Raw genomic sequence first — 16,710 nt, 5'->3', positions numbered from 1 at the left:
GATGAATTTCCCCGCGTTCTTTGACGATGCGCCACAGGTCCGGGTCCACGATCCGCTGGCGGGCTTTCTCGGCTCGGTCGAGGACGGGGCGCTGACCTATCGCTATCAGGATGCCGTGCGGCTTTGCGGTCACTCCTGTCCCGTGGTCGCCGGCGCATGGCTGATGGTTCTGGCCGGCCTTGAATGGCTTTATGGCGGCGATCTGCCCGAACGTGGCGGTATCGAGGTTCACATGCGCGATGGGGCGACACAGGGCACAACCGGCGTGACTGCCTCGGTCGCGGGGTTGGTGACGGGTGCGGCGGCCGAGGGCGGCTTTCACGGCATTGGCGCGAGGCATCTGTTCTCGCGTCGCGGGCTATTGCGGTTCGAGGCGCCCGTCGATGGTATCATGGGCTTGCGCCGGCGCGACAGCGGCGCAGGCGTGGTCGTCGATATCGACACCGGCTACGTTCCGCATGATCCTGCCATGGCCGATTTGATGTCGCGGGCCGTGCAAGGGCTTGCCGACAAGGCCCAGCAGGCCCGTTTTTCAGAGCTGTTTCAGGATCGTGTCCGACGGATGTTCGCGGCGGCGGATGATCCCAAGCTGATCCATCTTTACGACTGGCCGGTGGCATGAAACGCCCGGACTGGCCCGTTGATGCCGTCCCTTATCGGCGCACGCCGGAATTCGACGAGACCACCGTGCCCAAAGGCCTGCTACGCGCCCATTCCACGCGGGACAAAACCTGGGCGCGGCTGCATGTGCTGGACGGGCGGCTGATCTTTCGCGATCTGATCGATGGGGCCGAACTGGTGCTGGAGCCGGGGATTCATCCGCTGATCCATCCGCAGCGGTTGCACGAGGTTGCAATCCTTGGCTCGGTGCGCTTTTTTGTCGAGTTTTGCGTCCGGCCGGGCGATTCACCGCCAAGGACCTGATCAAAATCAAAGAAGAGCGCTTTCTCACGCCATAAGACTTTGTCAACTAAGCCAGCCTTGTGCCAGCCATCCCGTCCTACCTTTTGATCGTCAGGAGGGCAGCCATGTCCCATTCCCTTTGCCATCCCTCGCGCCGCGCCTTGCTTGCCGGGGCGGGCGCCTTGGCCGTCACGCTGGCAGCGCCCCGCACCCTGCGCGCAGCACCGCTTGCGCGGTTGGCGCTGTTTGGACCACCCGCCGGCCCCAGCATCACCTTGGCCCATGCCGTTGCCAGCGGCGCGCTGAAGGAGCTGTCGGACGATGTGTCGCTGACCGTCTGGCGCACCCCGGATGAGCTGCGTGCCGGGCTGACCTCGGGCACGATAGACCTGTCGGTCGTGCCGGTTCAGGTCGCCGCGAACCTCTACAATCGCGGCATGGGGCTGGGGCTGGTCAACACCATGACCGACGGGCTTTTGTTCATCGTGGCCGAGACCGGTACGGCCGCGGATTTCCCCGCGCTGGAAGGTCGGCGCGTGGCGCTGCCTTTTGTCAACGACACCCCCGATTTCGTGCTGCGCGCGCTGCTGGCGCGGCATGGCATCGCGGATAAGGTCCAACTGCTTCCGGTCGGCAGCCCCATCGAGGCTGCGCAGATGCTGCTTGCCGGCCAGATCGACGCGGCGCTGCTCAGCGAGCCGGCCTCCAGCGTCGCCATCATGCGGGGCGGGATGGCGGGCAAAAGCTTTGCCCGGGTGATCGACCTGCAAGAGGAATGGGGCAGGCATGGCACAGTCGGGCCGGTGCTGCCGCAGGCCGGGCTGGCGGCGACCAAGGCCTTCATGACCAATGGCGCCGAACTGCTGGCCCCTTTGCAGGCCGCGCTTGCGCGCGCCAACGAAGAGGTTCTGGCCGATCCGGTGCAAGCCGCGACCGCAGCCGCCGGACCTTTGGACATGCCTGCGCCGGTTCTGGCGCTGTCGGTGCCACATTCCCGGCTGGCCGTCCGTCCCGCATCCGAGGCACGACCCGCGGTCGAGGCGATCCTTTCCCTGATGGCCGAAACAGATGTGGCGATCATCGGCGGCAAATTGCCTGACGATGGGTTCTATCTGCTGTGAATTGGCTTGCGGCATGTCTTGACCGCTTGGCCCGGCTGGGCCGGTTTCTGTGGTCGGCCTGGGCCGGGCTGGCGGGTTTGGCCCTGATCGCGGCCGTCTGGCAGGCCGGGCACGAAGCTTATGGCGATTTCATCCTGACCGCGCCGCTGGACACCATGAAAGCGGCGACACGGCTTTTGCGCGAAGGACAGGCACAAGAGTTGCTGGCACTCACGACTGCGCGGGCACTGACCGGCTTTGCGCTTTGCGCGGTGATCGGCACGCTGGCCGGCGTGGTGGCGGGCTACTCTCCGGCCGTGCTGCGGCTGTCGCGTCCGATCCTGACCCTGCTTTTGGGCGTGCCGCCCATCGCCTGGATCGTGCTGGCGATGATCTGGTTCGGCGCGTCGGACATGACCGTGGCTGTGACGATCCTGATCTCATCGACGCCGGTGGTCTTTGTCGGCGCGGTCGAGGGCGTGACGACGCGCGACCGCGGCCTTGATGACATGGCGCAGGTTTTCGGCGCCGGGCCGCTGCGGCGGTTCCTGTATGTCTCGGCGCGGCAAATCTCGGCGCAACTGTTCCCGGCGCTGATCCTTGCGCTTGGCTCGGCCTTCAAGGTGGCGATCATGGCCGAGCTTCTGGCCAATGCCGGGGGAATCGGCGGGGCGCTGGCGCGGGCGCGCGCCATGCTGGACATCGCCGAGGCGCTGGCCTGGGTCAGCCTGGCCGTGGCTGCATTGATCGTAGTCGAATATATCCTGATCCGCCCGGTCAGGGCCGAACTGGAACGCTGGCGCGAGGCCGCCGCACCCTGGGGCGTCAAGCGATGAGCCTGCTGGAACTGAACCGGATCGGTCATTCGTTCTTTGGCCGCACCGTGCTGGAGGGGATCACGCTCAGCGTCGCGCGTCAGGAGATCGTGGCGCTGGTCGGGCCGTCAGGTTCGGGTAAATCGACGCTGGCCCATATCGCTGCCGGGCTGGTCGAGCCGCGAGAGGGGCGGATATTACGCCGCTATCATCGCCACGCGATGATCTTTCAGGACCCGCGCCTGATGCCTTGGGCCACTGCCGCCGGCAATATCGGCTTTCCGCTGCGCCTGTCGCGTGCGCCGCGCCGGATGCGGGGCCAAATGATCACCGATGCCGCGCTGCGCGCCGGGCTGTTGCCCGAGGATATGGAGAAATACCCCTCGGAATTATCCGGCGGCATGCGTCAGCGGGCCGCCATCGCCCGCGCGCTGGTGACGAACCCGGACTTCATCTATTTCGACGAGCCGTTTACGGCGCTGGACGTCGCGCTGAAACGCCGGATGCAGGATCTGGTGATCGAGGCAGCCGCGACGGCCAGTTTCGCGGCGCTGTTCATCACCCATGACTTGCTGGAGGCAATCCGCATCAGCCATCGGATCCTTGTGCTGGATCCCAACGGACGCGGCGTTGCGGGCGAGCAGATACCCCCCGGCAGTCCGGGCTCCCGAGACGAGAATGCGATCTTCGCCTTGCGCCAGCATTACCTGACCGCCGATCCGCTGTTTGCGCATATCCACGACATCGACGAACGGCTGCGCCCATGAAGCCCCCTTTGCATCGCGTGCTTTCCGACGAAGGCTTTCGCCTGTTCTTTCCGCTGACCGCGCTTCATGCCGCGTTGTGGCCGCTGGTCTGGGTGGCGTTGTGGTCTTTTGACCTGCCTTTGGCACAGCGGATTCCCCCGGGGATCTGGCACGCCAACGAGATGATTTTCGGGGCGTGGGGTGCGGCCCTTTTGGGGTTCCTGACAACAGCCGCGCCGGAATGGACCGACTCGCCCCGCCTGCGTGGAGGGGCGCTTTGGGGGCTGGCCGCGCTTTGGGCGCTGGCGCGGGTTGCGGGGCTTCTGGGGGCCGACGGGCTGATCCTGCTGGCGATGCTGGCCGATCTGGCGTGGTTGGTCCTGCTGGTCACCTATCTGCTGAAACTGTCGATCGAGCAGCGCACGACCCGGGTGCTTAGTTTTGTGGGATGGCTTTTCGCCCTGACGCTGGCCTGCCTGATGGCGCGCATGGCAATGCTGGCGGGACAGGTCGAGACGGCGACAGAGTGGCTGCGGATCTCGGGTCTGCTGTTTCTGGGCCTGCTGGGTCTTGTTCTGGCGCGCATCACCGTGCCGGTGACCAATATCGTGCTGGACCCCAGTGAAAGAACCTCGCCCTTTCGGCCGCATCCGGGCCGGTTGCATCTGTCGGCCGGTCTGGTGGCGCTGGCCTTGATGGGACAAGTGGCCGGCCTGTCGCCCTCGGTCGGGGGATTTCTTTGGATCGCTGCCGGGGCCGCCTATATGGACCGCATGGCCGAAGGGTTCGTCGGTCCCGAGGCGTTCCGCGCCGAGATCATGGTGCTGATGGCGGCGGCGGGTTTTCCGGGGGTCGGATTGCTGACGCTGGGGGCCTCGGCGCTAGGTGCCCCGTGGGCCGAGGCCGGGCCGCTGCATCTGGCGCTGATGGGCGGGCTGGGGCTGGGCGTGCTGGCGGTACTGGCTATTGCCGGGCGGTTCCATACCGGACAGGGGCTTGGCCTGAGCCTTGCGACCCGGTTGGCGTTCGTGTTGGCTGCGGCGGCTGTTTTACTGCGCGCGCTGCCCGAGATGGGCTTGATGCCATGGCCACCCGGTCCCCTGCATCTGGTCGCGGCCATCCTGTGGGCAGCAGCGTTTCTGCTGTGGCTGATCGATTACTGGCCCGCAATAAAACGCCTGTCCTGAACTGGGGAAGGCCGGAGCGGATCGTCCCGGCTATCCGTCGCATAACGGGTGCCGCCGGGTGGCGGCACCTGTCGGTGCGGCAATCTTACGCGGCAAGATGCTGCGTCTGGCCAAGTGCCTGATCGATTGCCACCTGCCGCTGCTCGGGCCCAATGCTCAATCCATCGGCCGTCACGAATTCTGGCGTGATGCCGATAAAACCAAAGACCGAACGCAGATAGGTCTCCAGATGCTCCAGCGCGACGGCGGGATTCTCGCTGTAAAAACCGCCGCGCGCCAAGGCGATGATCACGCGCTTGCCGCTGGCAAGGCCCTCGGGACCTTCAGCCGTATAGCGAAAGGTCTTTCCGGCCACGAGAACGCGGTCGATCCATGCCTTGAGCTGGCTGGGCAGGGTGAAATTATACATCGGCGCACCGATCACGACCGTATCGGCGGCCAGAAACTGATCCAGCACCGAGGTGTCGGCAAGCGCATCCAGCGTCAGATGCGGCAAAGGCTCGCTGGCCAGATCGCGACGGACGACACCGACCCCGGGTTGCGCGGCCGAGAGCCTGTCGATGATTGCCTGGCTGACGATGCGGCTTACGCTGTTATCGCCGGTGATGCTGCTGTCGATATGCAGGATGGTCACTCTTGTCTCCTTGGTATGGAATATATACTGAGGATGCTTAAGTAACCAATGCGGAACCGACCGCAAGAAGGCACAATCCTGTGCCACACTTACATGGCTGTGACTTGGTCACAGCAAGGGAACCGGAGAAACCGCATGCATGACCCCGACAGCTTTGGATGCAGAGCCTTCACGGCCGTTCTTCAGCGGATCGGTGACAAGTGGAGCCTGCTGATTGTTTCGGTGCTGGCTGACGGACCTAAACGGTTCAGCGAGTTGAGGCGCGAAATTCCCAGCATATCCCAGCGCATGCTGACGCTGACCTTGCGGGGGCTGGAACGTGACGGTCTGGTGTCGCGCACCGTAACGCCCAGCATCCCGCCTCGGGTGGATTATGAACTGACGCAGCTTGGTCAATCGCTGCGCAAACCTGTTTGTGCCTTGGCCGAATGGGCGATGGCAAATATCGACGTGATCCATACGTCCCAGACGCGCTTCGACCGGGCGAATGGCGAAAAGGTCTAGATGGATCTACCTTTTCGCTCACCCGTTCAAAGCTTTGTTCAGATGGCGAAATCTTCCAGAGATTTACCGGCATCCAGCCCTTCGATGATCCATGACGGTTTGCGGCCCCGCCCGCTCCAGGTCAGTTCGGGATTCTCGGGATGGGCATATTTCGGCGCAGTCGCGGGCCGTTGCGCTGCCGCCTCGATCAATTGCGACAGAGAATAGCCGTATTGTTTCGCGGCTTCCTCGGCTTTTGCACGGGCTTCGGCTTTGCGGCGCGATTCAAAACCGTCAATTGCCTTTTCGACATCCTTGAACAACTGCTTCAATTCGGTCAGCGACATTGCATTCAGATCAAGATCGTTCATTTTTGCCCTTTCAAGATGGCGATCCAACATCGGCATATTATCGATTCCGGTCGATGTGGCGCTCAGATTGTTTGAAATAGCCATTAATCACGGCGGGTTTCAAGATGGGCTGTTCTGCAGCAGACTAATGCAATGCGTTCCCTACTAGGTCATGTTGACAAATGGCGGAGCCAGAGGCGGATCGACGTGATGTCGATGAAGCCCAGGAAGCTTTCGGCGGTCTTGTCGTAGCGGGTGGCGACGCGACGGGCATTCTTGAGCTTGTTGAAGCACCGCTCAACGAGATTGCGCAGGCGGTAGAGCCTGCGGTCAACGGCGACCCGTAGCTTCCGGGTTTTGCGCATGGGGATGACCGGCACCACGTCGCGCACCTCCATGGTCTTGCGGATGTTGTCGGAGTCGTAGCCGCGGTCTGCGAGCAGAACGCTTGGCTCGGGCAGGTTGTCAGCCATGACCAGATCGAAGCCGAGGTAGTCCGATGTCTGCCCGGCCGTGATCTCGGTTCTCATGGGCAGGCCTGCCGCATTGACCCGCAGATGGATCTTGGTCGTGAAGCCACCTCGCGAGCGGCCGAAACCTTGGCGCGGAGTCCCCCTTTTGCGCCCGCTGCCTGATGATGAGCGCGAACCACGGTGCTGTCGATCATCTGCAGCGCATCCGGCACGATCCGGCTCTCGTTCAGCGCCTCCAGGATCTGTTCCCACAGCCCCGCCAACGTCCAGCGCCGGAACTGCCGATAGACAGACGACCATTTGCCGAACTCTTCCGGCAGGTCGCGCCAGGGCGACCCCGTTCGGGCGATCCAGAAAATCCCATCCAGAACAAGCCGATGGTTCGTGGGCTTGCGGCCGTTCGGAGAACGGACAGCCAGGATGAAGCGTTCAAAGAACGCCCACTCGTCGTTCGACATCAGGTTTCGTGCCACGCTGGTCTCCATTGCAGATACCAGCTTGAATCACGATCACCGCGCCCGGTGAATCCCTTTTGTCAACACGCCCTAGATATATTCGCGCCATGGTTGCGTTCCGTCAACGGAATAATGCGATATGTCCATATATCCACCGCTGTCTTTAGGAGCTAAGTTTTCCGGGGCGGGGATAATGAACCCATATGCGGTCTCGGAAATCTCTCGGTCGGATCAATGGAATCGAGGTGGTGGCTTTGCGATCAAAAAATTCAGCAAGACATGTATTGAGAATAAAATTCTTGGTACCAGCGGCGATGAAGAAAGAATAATGTCCAAATTGTATAAAAGAACTTTGCGGGTATCTTTATCCGCTGGGCCGTCAGGACGGTGTCATATCATGGATATGATTAATTTGTCTGGCGGCCCGGTCGCTTTTTTGCAGCAGGGCCGCCCTGTTTGAATAGGGCGCTATTCCACCTCGATCATGAGATCTTTTGCGTCGATCTGCTGGCCTGGGACGACATGCAGGGCCTTGACGGTGCCGGCGCGGTCGGCGTGGATGCCGGTTTCCATCTTCATCGCCTCGATGGTCAGAAGCAGATCGCCGGGGTTGACCTTTTGGCCCTGTGACACTGCGACCGAGGCCACGACGCCGGGCATCGGCGCGCCCAGATGACCGTCGTTCGCGGGGTCGGCCTTGGGTCGGGCGGCAGTCTGCGACTTGACCAGACGGTTCGGCACCCGGATCACCCGCGGCTGGCCGTTCAGCTCGAAGAACACCTTGACCTCGCCGGCATCGTCCGTCTCGCCCAGGGTCAGCAGCCGTACCTCCAGCGTTTTGCCGGGGTCGATCTCGGCCTCGATCTCTTCGCCCGGCTCCATGCCGTAAAAGAAAGTCCGCGTCGGCAGCACCCGCACCGGGCCGTATTGGCGGTGCCGGCCCATGTAGTCCAGAAAGACCTTGGGATACATCAGATAACCGTTCAGGTCCTCGTCATCCACCGCCTTGCCTTCCAACTGGCGGATCACATCGGCGCGCGTGGCCTCCAGATCCACGGGCGCCATCGCCGCGCCGGGGCGGGTGGTCAGCGGAGCCTCTCCCTTGAGCACCTTGCGTTGCAGCGCCTCGGGCCAGCCGCCGGGGGGCTGGCCAAGGTTGCCCTTCAGCATGTCCACGACCGAGTCGGGGAAGGCCACCTCGACATTCGGGTCCTCGACCTGCGCACGTGTCAGGCCCTGCGCCACCATCATCAGCGCCATGTCGCCTACCACCTTGGACGAGGGCGTGACCTTGACGATATCGCCGAACATCCGGTTCACCTCGGCATAGGCCTGGGCGACCTCGTGCCAGCGATCCTCAAGGCCCAGGCTGCGCGCCTGCGCTTTCAGGTTGGTGAACTGGCCTCCGGGCATCTCGTGCAGCCAGACCTCGGATGCCGGGGCCTGCAACCCGCTCTCGAAGGCGGCGTAATGTTCGCGCACGGCTTCCCAGTAGTTCGAGATCTCGCGGATCGCCTTGATATCCAGCCCGGTGTCGCGATCGGTGTGGCGCAGCGCCTCGACCACCGAACCCAGGCAGGGTTGCGAGGTATTGCCCGAGAACGCGTCCATGGCGCAATCGACCGCATCGACGCCCGCCGCGGCGGCCGCAAGGATCGAGGCTCCGGCGATGCCGCCCGTGTCATGGGTATGGAAATGCACCGGCAGACCGATTTCCTCTTTCAGCGCCCGCACGAGAATGCTGGCCGAGGCAGGCTTCAGCAGTCCCGCCATGTCCTTGAGCCCCAGCACATGCGCGCCTGCGTCGCGCAGTTCGCGCGCCATCTTCAGGTAGTATTGCAGGTCGTATTTCGCGCGTGCCGGGTCCAGCAGGTCGCCGGTATAGCAGATGGTGCCTTCGCAGATCTTGCCCGACTCGATCACCGCATCCATGGCGACGCGCATGTTCTCGACCCAGTTCAGGCTGTCAAAGACCCGGAACACGTCGACCCCGGTCTTGGCCGCCTGACGGACGAACTCTTGCACCACATTGTCGGGATAGTTGGTATAGCCGACACCGTTGCTGGCCCGCAGCAGCATCTGCGTCATCAGGTTCGGCATGCGCGCACGGATGTCGCGCAGCCGCTGCCAGGGACATTCCTGCAAGAAGCGATAGGCGACGTCGAAAGTCGCGCCGCCCCAACATTCGACGCTGAACAGTCCCGGCAGGTTCGCGGCATAGGCCGGCGCGACACGCACCATGTCGATCGAGCGCATCCGGGTGGCCAGAAGCGACTGGTGCCCGTCCCGCATCGAGGTGTCGGTGATCAAGAGCCGCTTTTGCTCTAGCATCCAGTCGGCGACGGCCTTGGCACCGTTTTCCTCCAGAAGCTGCGTTGTGCCCCGCAGTGCCTGTGCGGCAGGATCGGCCTTTGCCGCGGGCGCCACGAGGTTGCGCAATTCGGCCGGAGGCAGCGGGCGACCCGCCGTCTCGGGGTGGCCGTTCACGGTGATGTCGGCGATATAGACCAACAGCTTCGTCGCCCGGTCCCGGCGCTTGCGGAAGGCGAACAGGCCCGGCGTCGTGTCGATGAACTTGGTCGTATAGCTGTCATCGAGGAAGGTCGGGTGTTTCAGCAGGTTGATGACGAATTCGATATTCGTCGCCACGCCGCGCACCCGGAATTCGCGCAAGGCCCGGTCCATTCGGGCGATGGCCTTTTCCGGGGTCTGGGCGTGGGCGGTGACCTTGACCAGCAGGCTGTCGTAATAGCGGGTGATGACGCCGCCGGAATAGGCGGTGCCGCCGTCCAGCCGGATGCCGTTGCCGGTGGCCGAGCGATAGGCGGTGATGCGGCCGTAATCGGGGATGAAGTTGTTCAGCGGGTCCTCGGTCGTCACCCGGCATTGCAGGGCGTGGCCGTTCAGGTGCACGCCCTCTTGGGCAGGGACGCCGGTGGCCTCGGCCAGAGTCGCGCCCTCTGCGATCATGATCTGGCTTTGCACGATGTCGATGCCGGTGACCTCTTCGGTCACGGTGTGCTCGACCTGGACGCGCGGGTTCACCTCGATGAAATAGAACTGCTGGCTGTCCATATCCATCAGGAATTCGACGGTGCCGGCGTTCTGATAGCCTACCGCGCAGCCGATCCTCAGCGCCAGTTCGCAGACCTCGGCGCGCTGCGCCTCGGTCAGATAGGGGGCGGGCGCGCGCTCGACGACCTTCTGGTTGCGGCGCTGCACGGTGCAGTCGCGTTCATAAAGGTGATAAAGCCCGCCGTGGCTGTCGCCCAGAAGCTGCACCTCGACGTGGCGCGCGCGCAGGATCATCTTTTCCAGATAGCCCTCGCCATTGCCAAAGGCGGCCTCGGCCTCGCGCCGGCCCTCGCGCACCTTTTCGGGCAATTCGTCCGGACCCATGATCGGCCGCATGCCGCGACCGCCGCCGCCCCAACTGGCCTTCAGCATCAGGGGATAGCCGACTTCGGCAGCCTCGCGCTTGATCGCCTCCATGTCCTCGCCCAGCACCTCGGTGGCGGGGATGACGGGAACGCCGGCCTCGATGGCGACGCGCCGGGCGCTGGCCTTGTCGCCAAGCGCGCGCATGGTGTCCGCGGAGGGCCCGATAAAGGTGATCCCCGCCGCGTTGCAGGCATCGACGAAATCGGGGTTTTCCGACAAAAGCCCGTAGCCGGGATGGATCGCGTCGGCGCCCGATTCCCTGGCCACCCGGATGATCTCGGGGATGCTCAGATAGGCTGCGACCGGCCCCAGTCCGCCGCCGATGCGGTAAGCCTCGTCGGCCTTGAAGCGGTGCAGGCTAAGCTTGTCTTCCTCGGCATAGACCGCGACCGTCTTCTTCCCAAGCTCGTTCGCTGCCCGCATCACACGGATCGCAATCTCGCCACGATTCGCTACCAATATCTTACGGAACATTCAGTCCCCCCATGTTCGCTCGGTCGGCATCCTACCTATGCTGCGGTGCGGCGCAAGCATTCTTCGTAACGGTTTTGGGACACTGAATTACTTGTTTCAGCGCCTTTCTTGAAAGAATTCCAGCAGCAAGTGACGCGATTCTTCCGCCGAAATGCCGTCGATGATTTCCGGCCTGTGGTGACATTGCGGATGGTCAAAGACTCGCGCACCGTGACGCACGCCGCCCATGCGTGCATCCTCGGCGCCGTAATACAGCACCGCGATCCGCGCGGCCGAGATGGCGGCGGCGCACATCGGGCAGGGTTCCAGCGTCACCCACAGCCGCGCGCCGGGCAGCCGCTCGGACCCGACCGCCGCGCAGGCCTGCCGGATCGCCAGGATCTCGGCATGGGCCGTGGGATCGGCCAGTTCGCGCGTGCGATTGCCCGCCCGGGCCAGCACATGTCCGTCAGCACCGATCAGCACGGCACCGACCGGCACCTCTCCGCGCTGCGCGGCGGCGCGGGCTTCTTCAAGAGCGGCAGGCATATGCGAGGCGAAAACCATGCGCGCTTTTCGCGCGGGCTTGCCTTGCGCGCAAGAACTGCTTTCCATCCTCATGCATTAAGCGTAGATTGCGCGTTTGCCACCGCAGGGATGCGAAGGAGATCGCTATGACCGACACCCCCCAATCCAACCCGAAACCCATTGCCGCCAAGGCCGAACGCATCGCCAAGGTGATGGCCCGTGCCGGCGTGGCCTCGCGCCGTGATGCCGAACGCATGATCCTGGAAGGGCGCGTGTCGGTGAACGGCACCAAGATCGACAGCCCGGCGCTGGACGTGCTGACCTCGGACAAGATTCGCGTCGATGGCAAGCCGCTGGACGAGCCGCAGGAAACCCGGCTTTGGCTTTATTACAAACCGATCGGGCTTGTGACCTCGGCCTCGGACGAAAAGGGGCGGCAGACGGTGTTCGACGCCCTGCCGCGCGATCTGCCGCGGGTGATGACCGTGGGTCGGCTGGACCTGAATTCGGAAGGGTTGCTGCTGCTGACCAATGACGGCGAACTCAAGCGCCGGCTGGAATTGCCGACCACCGGCTGGCTGCGCCGCTATCGTGTGCGGGTGAACGGCCAGCCCAACGACCTGACCTTTGCATCGCTGCGCCGCGGCGTCACCATCGACGGTGAGGAATTCGCCCCGATGGAAATCAATCTGGACAGCCAGCAGGGGGCGAACGCCTGGCTGACCGTCGGCATCCGCGAGGGCAGGAACCGCGAGATCCGCCGTGCCATGTCCCATGTCGGGCTGATCGTGAACCGGCTGATCCGCATCGGCTATGGCCCGTTCAAGCTGACCGGGCTAGAGGCGAACGAGGTGCGCGAGGTCAAGCGCAAGATGCTGCGCGATCAGTTGGGCGGGTTGTTGACCGGTGATGTCGAAGAAAAACCCCGCAGTTTCCGCGAACGCGGCTCTGCCAGGCCGGCCGAGGACGATACGCGCCCGCCCCGCGCAGAAGGCGACCGCAAGCCTTATGCGCGGCGCGAAGACGGCGAACGCAAGCCGTTTGGCAAGCGCCCCGAAGGTGACCGCAAACCCTTCGCCAAACGCGAGGACGGCGATCGCAAGCCTTATGCGCGGCGCGAAGATGGCGAGCGCAAACCCTTTGGCAAGCGCCCCGAAGGTGACCGCAAACCCTTCGCCAAACGCGAGGACGGCGATCGCAAGCCTTATGCGCGGCGCGAAGATGGCGAGCGCAAACCCTTTGGCAAGCGCCCCGAAGGTGACCGCAAACCCTTTGCCAAGCGCGAGGACGGCGACCGCAAGCCTTATGCGCGGCGCGAAGACGGCAATGGCAAGTCCGCCGCACACGGCGGTGCGCACAAGCCGTTCAACAAAGGACCGAGGGATGAGACGCGCCGTGACGGCGACCGTCCCGTGCGCGCAGGCAAGCCGGCTTTCAAGAGCAGGGCGACCGAGGGTGAGCGCAGCTTCAAGCCGCGCGGGGAGGGCGGCTTCAAGCCCCGTGGCGACGGCAAGCCGGCCCGTGATTTCAAACCCGGAAAGGCTTCGGGAAAGCCGGCGGGCAAACCGGGCCCGAAGCCGGGCTTTGGAAAAACAAGTCGCGCCCCCGGAAAGGGAGCGCGACCAGAGGGAAAAGGGCCGCGGCGCGACTAGTTCACGCCGCCCTTGGGCAATTTACTTCGTCAGGATCAGCTTTCCTGCACGGGTGATGCGCAGGTTATACACCTGATCGCCCAGGACGATCAGCGCCTGATTGCCACCGGCGGTCAGCAATTCGGCATCGTATTCAGGAAGTCTTTGCAGGGCGGTCACGCCGGGACGCGTGAATTCGGCGGGGCGGGTCGCGGTCATGTCCAGTTCCTCGTTTCTGTCGCGGTGACTGTAACCTGACAAATTTCCTAAGAGTTGTCAAAGGAAAATAGTCGGGAATATGGATTCCGCATAATAAACTGATTTAAAATAAAAAAGGCGGGAACCACGCAGGTGTCCGCCTTTATAATTCGGAAAAAGTCTCGTTTATTCGGCACCAAGGCAATCGGCCAGAGCTTGTCCCGTGCCGCGCAGAATTTCTGCGTAAAGCCCGGGGCCAAGTGGCAAGCCCGCGCCCTCAGGATCAAGCGCAGCGCCTTGGCGAACACTGGAGCTCTCGACTGCGGCGACGATCAGTTTCGGGTCATGATTCGCCTCGGGAAAGGCGCAAACCGCATTTTGTTCGACGATCTCATCGCGAATGGCCTTGAGCCGCGCGGCTGAAGGCGTCGAGGCATCGCCAAGGCTGACCGCAATCGCCGGCTCCAACCCATAATGCTCGGTGAAATAGCCATAGGCATCATGGAAGACGACAAACCGTTTGCCTTGGGCAGACCTCAAACTTTCCTTAAGTTCATCGTCCAATGCACTGATTTCATTTATTGCGATGGCGGCATTGGCGGCATAGACAGGGGCGTTGTCCGGGTCGCGCAGGGACAGGGTATCGGCGATGGCAGCAAGCCAGGCCCGTCCGTTTGCAGGATCCAGCCAAGCGTGAGGGTCGGCGCCACTGTGGTCGTGCCCTTCATCCCCGGCATGATCGTCATGCTCATGCTCATGCTCATGTTCGTGGTCATGCCCGTGCCCGTCCTCGGCATAGGTCCGGCGGTGCGTGCCCGGCAGATCCAGCAGGGTCAGCATCTCACCCTGCGCCGAGAGACCCGCTTTGGCCCGCTCCAGCCAAGGGGTCAGTTCGGGACCGACCCAGATCAGCAGGTCGGCATCCTGCAAGCTGCGCGCCTGACTGGGGCGTAGTTGATAGCTGTGCGGATCTCCGCCGGCTTGCAGCAGGACCTCGGGCTGGCCCAGATCGCCCATGACCTGTTGGACCAGGGCGCCGACGACGGGAATGTCGGTCACCACCTTGGGCGCCTCGGCAAGGGCGGGCAGGGCTGCTGTACCAAGCGCGGTGGCAAGAATAAGCGAAGAATATCGGATCATGGCATACTCACTTGCGGAAACCCGAGCGTTGTTTATGTTATATCGTAACCTGTCAAGCGCAAATGTAACGATATAACATCATGGCAACATCAGATCCCACGTCCGATCCTTTCCACGAGCATGACCACGACCATTGCGCAGCAGCGGTGCTGCAGCGCGCCGAAGAGCAGGCCCGGACCGAAGGCGTGCGCCTGACTCCGGTGCGCCGCCGTGCGCTGGAAATCCTGCTGGAATCGCATCGCGCGATGGGGGCCTATGACGTGCTGGAGCGGCTGTCAGCCGAGGGTTTCGGCAAACAGCCTCCCGTTGCCTACCGCGCGCTGGATTTTCTGGTCGAGCAGGGGTTGGCCCACCGGGTCCAGCGTCTGAATGCCTATGCCGCCTGTCTTTCGGTCGAGCGCGACCATTCCCCGGTCTTCCTGATCTGTCGCGGCTGCGAACAGGTGGCCGAGGCGGACGCGCCGGACCTGCGGGCGGCGGTGGACGATTTGGGCAAAGCGACCGGCTTTCATATCGAGCGCAGCACCGTCGAGTTGCTGGGCCTTTGCGCGCGCTGCACCGAGGCCGGCCTGTGACGTCGCTGATTTGCGCCACCGACGTTTCGGTCAGCCACGCCGATGCCGATCTGCCGGTGCTGAGCCACGTCGATTTCCATATCGTCCCGGCCGAGATTGTCACCGTGGTTGGTCCGAACGGTTCGGGCAAGTCCACGCTGGTGCGGGCGCTTTTGGGCCATGTCGCGCTTGCCACCGGCCGCGTCCAGCGGGCGCCGGCTTTGCGCATCGGCTATGTTCCCCAGCGCGTGCATATCGAGCGGGCCATGCCGATGACGGTGCGCCGTTTTCTGTCGCTGCCACGCCGGGTCAGCGACGCACAGGCCAGCGCCGCGCTGGAGCGTACGGGCGTTCCGGGGTTGGAGGGTCGGCAGATCACCGCGCTGTCTGGCGGGCAATTCCAGCGGGTGCTGCTGGCCCGCGCCTTGCTGAACGACCCGCAGCTTCTGGTGCTGGACGAGCCGACGCAGGGCCTGGACCAGCCCGGCATCGTCGCCTTTTACAAGCTTATCGAAGAGGTGCGCGCCGAAACCGGGGTCGCCGTGCTGATGGTCAGCCACGATCTGCTGGTCGTCATGCGCGCCTCGGACCGGGTGGTTTGCCTCAACGGCCATGTGTGCTGCGAAGGCACGCCGCAGGTGGTCAGTGCCGCGCCCGCCTATCGTGCCATGTTCGGCGCGGAATCGCAGGGCACGCTGGCGCTTTACCAGCACCACCACGACCATGATCACGACCATGTCGCAGAGGGCCATTCGCACGGCCCGGCCTGCGCCCATACACATTGAGGCCCCATGCTTGACGATTTCCTGACCCGAGCCGCTCTTGCGGGGCTGGGCCTTGTGCTGGCGACGGGATCGCTGGGGTCTTTTGTGGTCTGGCGGCGCATGGCCTATTTCGGCGATTCCACCGCGCATGCGGCGATCCTGGGCGTGGCGCTCAGCTTTGCGCTGTCACTGCCGATCTATCTCGGCACTCTGGCCGTGGCGGTCGCCATGGCGCTGGCCGTGACCCATCTGACAAGGCGTGGACAATCCATGGATACGGTGCTGGGGGTGCTGGCGCACAGCGCGCTGGCCTTTGCTCTGGTCGGCGTCAGTTTCGTACCTTCGTTGCGGGTGGGGCTGGACGCATTTTTGTTCGGGGATATTCTTGCGGTCACACGCACCGATCTTGCCTGGATCTGGGCCGGCGCGGCGGCGGTTCTGGGTCTGCTGATCTGGCGCTGGCAGCGGCTGGTGACGGCCTCGGTGAACGAGGAACTGGCCATGGCAGCGGGGATCGATCCGGCGCGCGAGCGGCTGATCCTGTCGCTGGCATTGGCACTGGTGGTGGCCATTGCGATTCGCATCGTGGGGGCGCTGCTGATTTCGGCCATGCTGATCGTGCCCGCGGCCGCCGCGCGGGGATTCTCTTCAACGCCCGAACAGATGGCAGGTTCCGCCACTCTGATCGGGGCCATTGCGGTCTTTGGCGGACTTTGGGCCAGCCTGTGGTTCGATACCCCGGCAGGGCCTTCGATCGTGGCGATTTCGGCATTGATTTATGTAGCAACATTAGTATTTTACAGGAAATGAGCGGCTGATCCAGGCAGGTAATGGCCCGCAGGTTTCCGCCGATCC

17 protein-coding genes and 1 pseudogene are annotated in these 16,710 nt (G+C 63.6%); 11 read left to right on the top strand and 7 right to left on the bottom strand.

Annotated features, from left to right (window positions below; all coding sequences use genetic code 11):
- Position 1: 1 nt before the first annotated feature.
- From JWJ88_RS18090 to JWJ88_RS18065, 6 genes are all read left to right on the top strand, one after another.
- Complete coding sequence (locus JWJ88_RS18090) at positions 2–622, top strand: hypothetical protein (protein WP_205295828.1); 621 nt, start codon at positions 2–4, stop codon at positions 620–622.
- Entirely contained in the window at positions 619–924 is a 306-nt protein-coding gene (locus JWJ88_RS18085; protein WP_205295827.1) for a DUF1971 domain-containing protein, read from the top strand. Before JWJ88_RS18090 ends, JWJ88_RS18085 begins: the two co-directional genes overlap by 4 nt.
- Before the next feature lie 104 nt (positions 925–1,028).
- Entirely contained in the window at positions 1,029–2,024 is a 996-nt protein-coding gene (locus JWJ88_RS18080) for an ABC transporter substrate-binding protein (RefSeq protein ID WP_205295826.1), read from the top strand.
- Entirely contained in the window at positions 2,021–2,839 is an 819-nt protein-coding gene (locus JWJ88_RS18075) for an ABC transporter permease (protein ID WP_205295825.1), read from the top strand. The genes JWJ88_RS18080 and JWJ88_RS18075 overlap by 4 nt, the downstream gene beginning before the upstream one ends.
- Positions 2,836–3,585: an ABC transporter ATP-binding protein gene (locus tag JWJ88_RS18070; RefSeq protein ID WP_205295824.1), complete on the top strand. Its 750-nt coding sequence runs from the start codon at positions 2,836–2,838 to the stop codon at positions 3,583–3,585. Before JWJ88_RS18075 ends, JWJ88_RS18070 begins: the two co-directional genes overlap by 4 nt.
- Complete coding sequence (locus JWJ88_RS18065; protein ID WP_205295823.1) at positions 3,582–4,751, top strand: NnrS family protein; 1,170 nt, start codon at positions 3,582–3,584, stop codon at positions 4,749–4,751. The genes JWJ88_RS18070 and JWJ88_RS18065 overlap by 4 nt, the downstream gene beginning before the upstream one ends.
- An 85-nt stretch (positions 4,752–4,836) precedes the next feature.
- Here the strand turns inward: JWJ88_RS18065 and JWJ88_RS18060 are convergent, their stop codons facing one another.
- The gene (locus JWJ88_RS18060) at positions 4,837–5,385 is read right to left on the bottom strand and encodes an FMN-dependent NADH-azoreductase (protein ID WP_205295822.1); all 549 of its coding nucleotides are present in this window, start codon (positions 5,383–5,385) and stop codon (positions 4,837–4,839) included.
- 135 nt (positions 5,386–5,520) lie between these two features.
- On the opposite strand from JWJ88_RS18060, the gene JWJ88_RS18055 reads away from it, so the two are divergent.
- Positions 5,521–5,889, top strand: coding sequence for a winged helix-turn-helix transcriptional regulator (locus tag JWJ88_RS18055; RefSeq protein ID WP_205295821.1), 369 nt, complete (start codon positions 5,521–5,523; stop codon positions 5,887–5,889).
- Positions 5,890–5,927: 38 nt separating this feature from the next.
- Here JWJ88_RS18055 and JWJ88_RS18050 read toward each other — a convergent pair whose 3' ends face one another.
- The 4 genes and pseudogenes from JWJ88_RS18050 to JWJ88_RS18035 form a co-directional block, all read right to left on the bottom strand.
- On the bottom strand, positions 5,928–6,239 hold the full coding sequence (locus JWJ88_RS18050; RefSeq protein ID WP_205295820.1) for an H-NS histone family protein: 312 nt from the start codon (positions 6,237–6,239) through the stop codon (positions 5,928–5,930).
- A 149-nt stretch (positions 6,240–6,388) separates the two neighbouring features.
- Positions 6,389–7,149, bottom strand: a pseudogene (locus JWJ88_RS18045) (IS5 family transposase).
- Positions 7,150–7,614: 465 nt separating this feature from the next.
- On the bottom strand, positions 7,615–11,061 hold the full coding sequence (locus tag JWJ88_RS18040; protein ID WP_205295819.1) for a pyruvate carboxylase: 3,447 nt from the start codon (positions 11,059–11,061) through the stop codon (positions 7,615–7,617).
- A 96-nt stretch (positions 11,062–11,157) separates the two neighbouring features.
- Positions 11,158–11,607 (bottom strand): nucleoside deaminase, encoded by a 450-nt coding sequence (locus JWJ88_RS18035; protein ID WP_205295818.1) that lies wholly within the window; start codon positions 11,605–11,607, stop codon positions 11,158–11,160.
- A gap of 107 nt (positions 11,608–11,714) precedes the next feature.
- Between JWJ88_RS18035 and JWJ88_RS18030 the strand changes: the two genes are divergently transcribed.
- Entirely contained in the window at positions 11,715–13,220 is a 1,506-nt protein-coding gene (locus JWJ88_RS18030; protein WP_205295817.1) for a pseudouridine synthase, read from the top strand.
- 21 nt (positions 13,221–13,241) lie between these two features.
- Here JWJ88_RS18030 and hemP read toward each other — a convergent pair whose 3' ends face one another.
- Together hemP and JWJ88_RS18020 are read right to left on the bottom strand one after the other, a co-directional pair.
- The gene (gene hemP, locus JWJ88_RS18025; RefSeq protein ID WP_010394206.1) at positions 13,242–13,418 is read right to left on the bottom strand and encodes a hemin uptake protein HemP; all 177 of its coding nucleotides are present in this window, start codon (positions 13,416–13,418) and stop codon (positions 13,242–13,244) included.
- A 165-nt stretch (positions 13,419–13,583) separates the two neighbouring features.
- The gene (locus JWJ88_RS18020) at positions 13,584–14,537 is read right to left on the bottom strand and encodes a zinc ABC transporter substrate-binding protein (RefSeq protein ID WP_205295816.1); all 954 of its coding nucleotides are present in this window, start codon (positions 14,535–14,537) and stop codon (positions 13,584–13,586) included.
- An 80-nt stretch (positions 14,538–14,617) separates the two neighbouring features.
- On the opposite strand from JWJ88_RS18020, the gene JWJ88_RS18015 reads away from it, so the two are divergent.
- From JWJ88_RS18015 to JWJ88_RS18005, 3 genes are read left to right on the top strand one after another with little or no spacing between them, the layout of a single operon-like run.
- Entirely contained in the window at positions 14,618–15,112 is a 495-nt protein-coding gene (locus tag JWJ88_RS18015) for a Fur family transcriptional regulator (protein WP_205295815.1), read from the top strand.
- The gene (locus JWJ88_RS18010) at positions 15,109–15,876 is read left to right on the top strand and encodes a metal ABC transporter ATP-binding protein (RefSeq protein ID WP_205295814.1); all 768 of its coding nucleotides are present in this window, start codon (positions 15,109–15,111) and stop codon (positions 15,874–15,876) included. Before JWJ88_RS18015 ends, JWJ88_RS18010 begins: the two co-directional genes overlap by 4 nt.
- Positions 15,877–15,882: 6 nt before the next feature.
- Positions 15,883–16,665, top strand: a complete 783-nt coding sequence (locus tag JWJ88_RS18005) for an iron chelate uptake ABC transporter family permease subunit (RefSeq protein WP_205295813.1) — start codon at positions 15,883–15,885, stop codon at positions 16,663–16,665.
- Positions 16,666–16,710 lie beyond the last annotated feature (45 nt).

It is taken from the genome of Paracoccus methylovorus (assembly GCF_016919705.1).
GTDB classification, from domain to species: domain Bacteria; phylum Pseudomonadota; class Alphaproteobacteria; order Rhodobacterales; family Rhodobacteraceae; genus Paracoccus; species Paracoccus methylovorus.
This window is presented reverse-complemented; position numbering and strand designations above follow the sequence as displayed.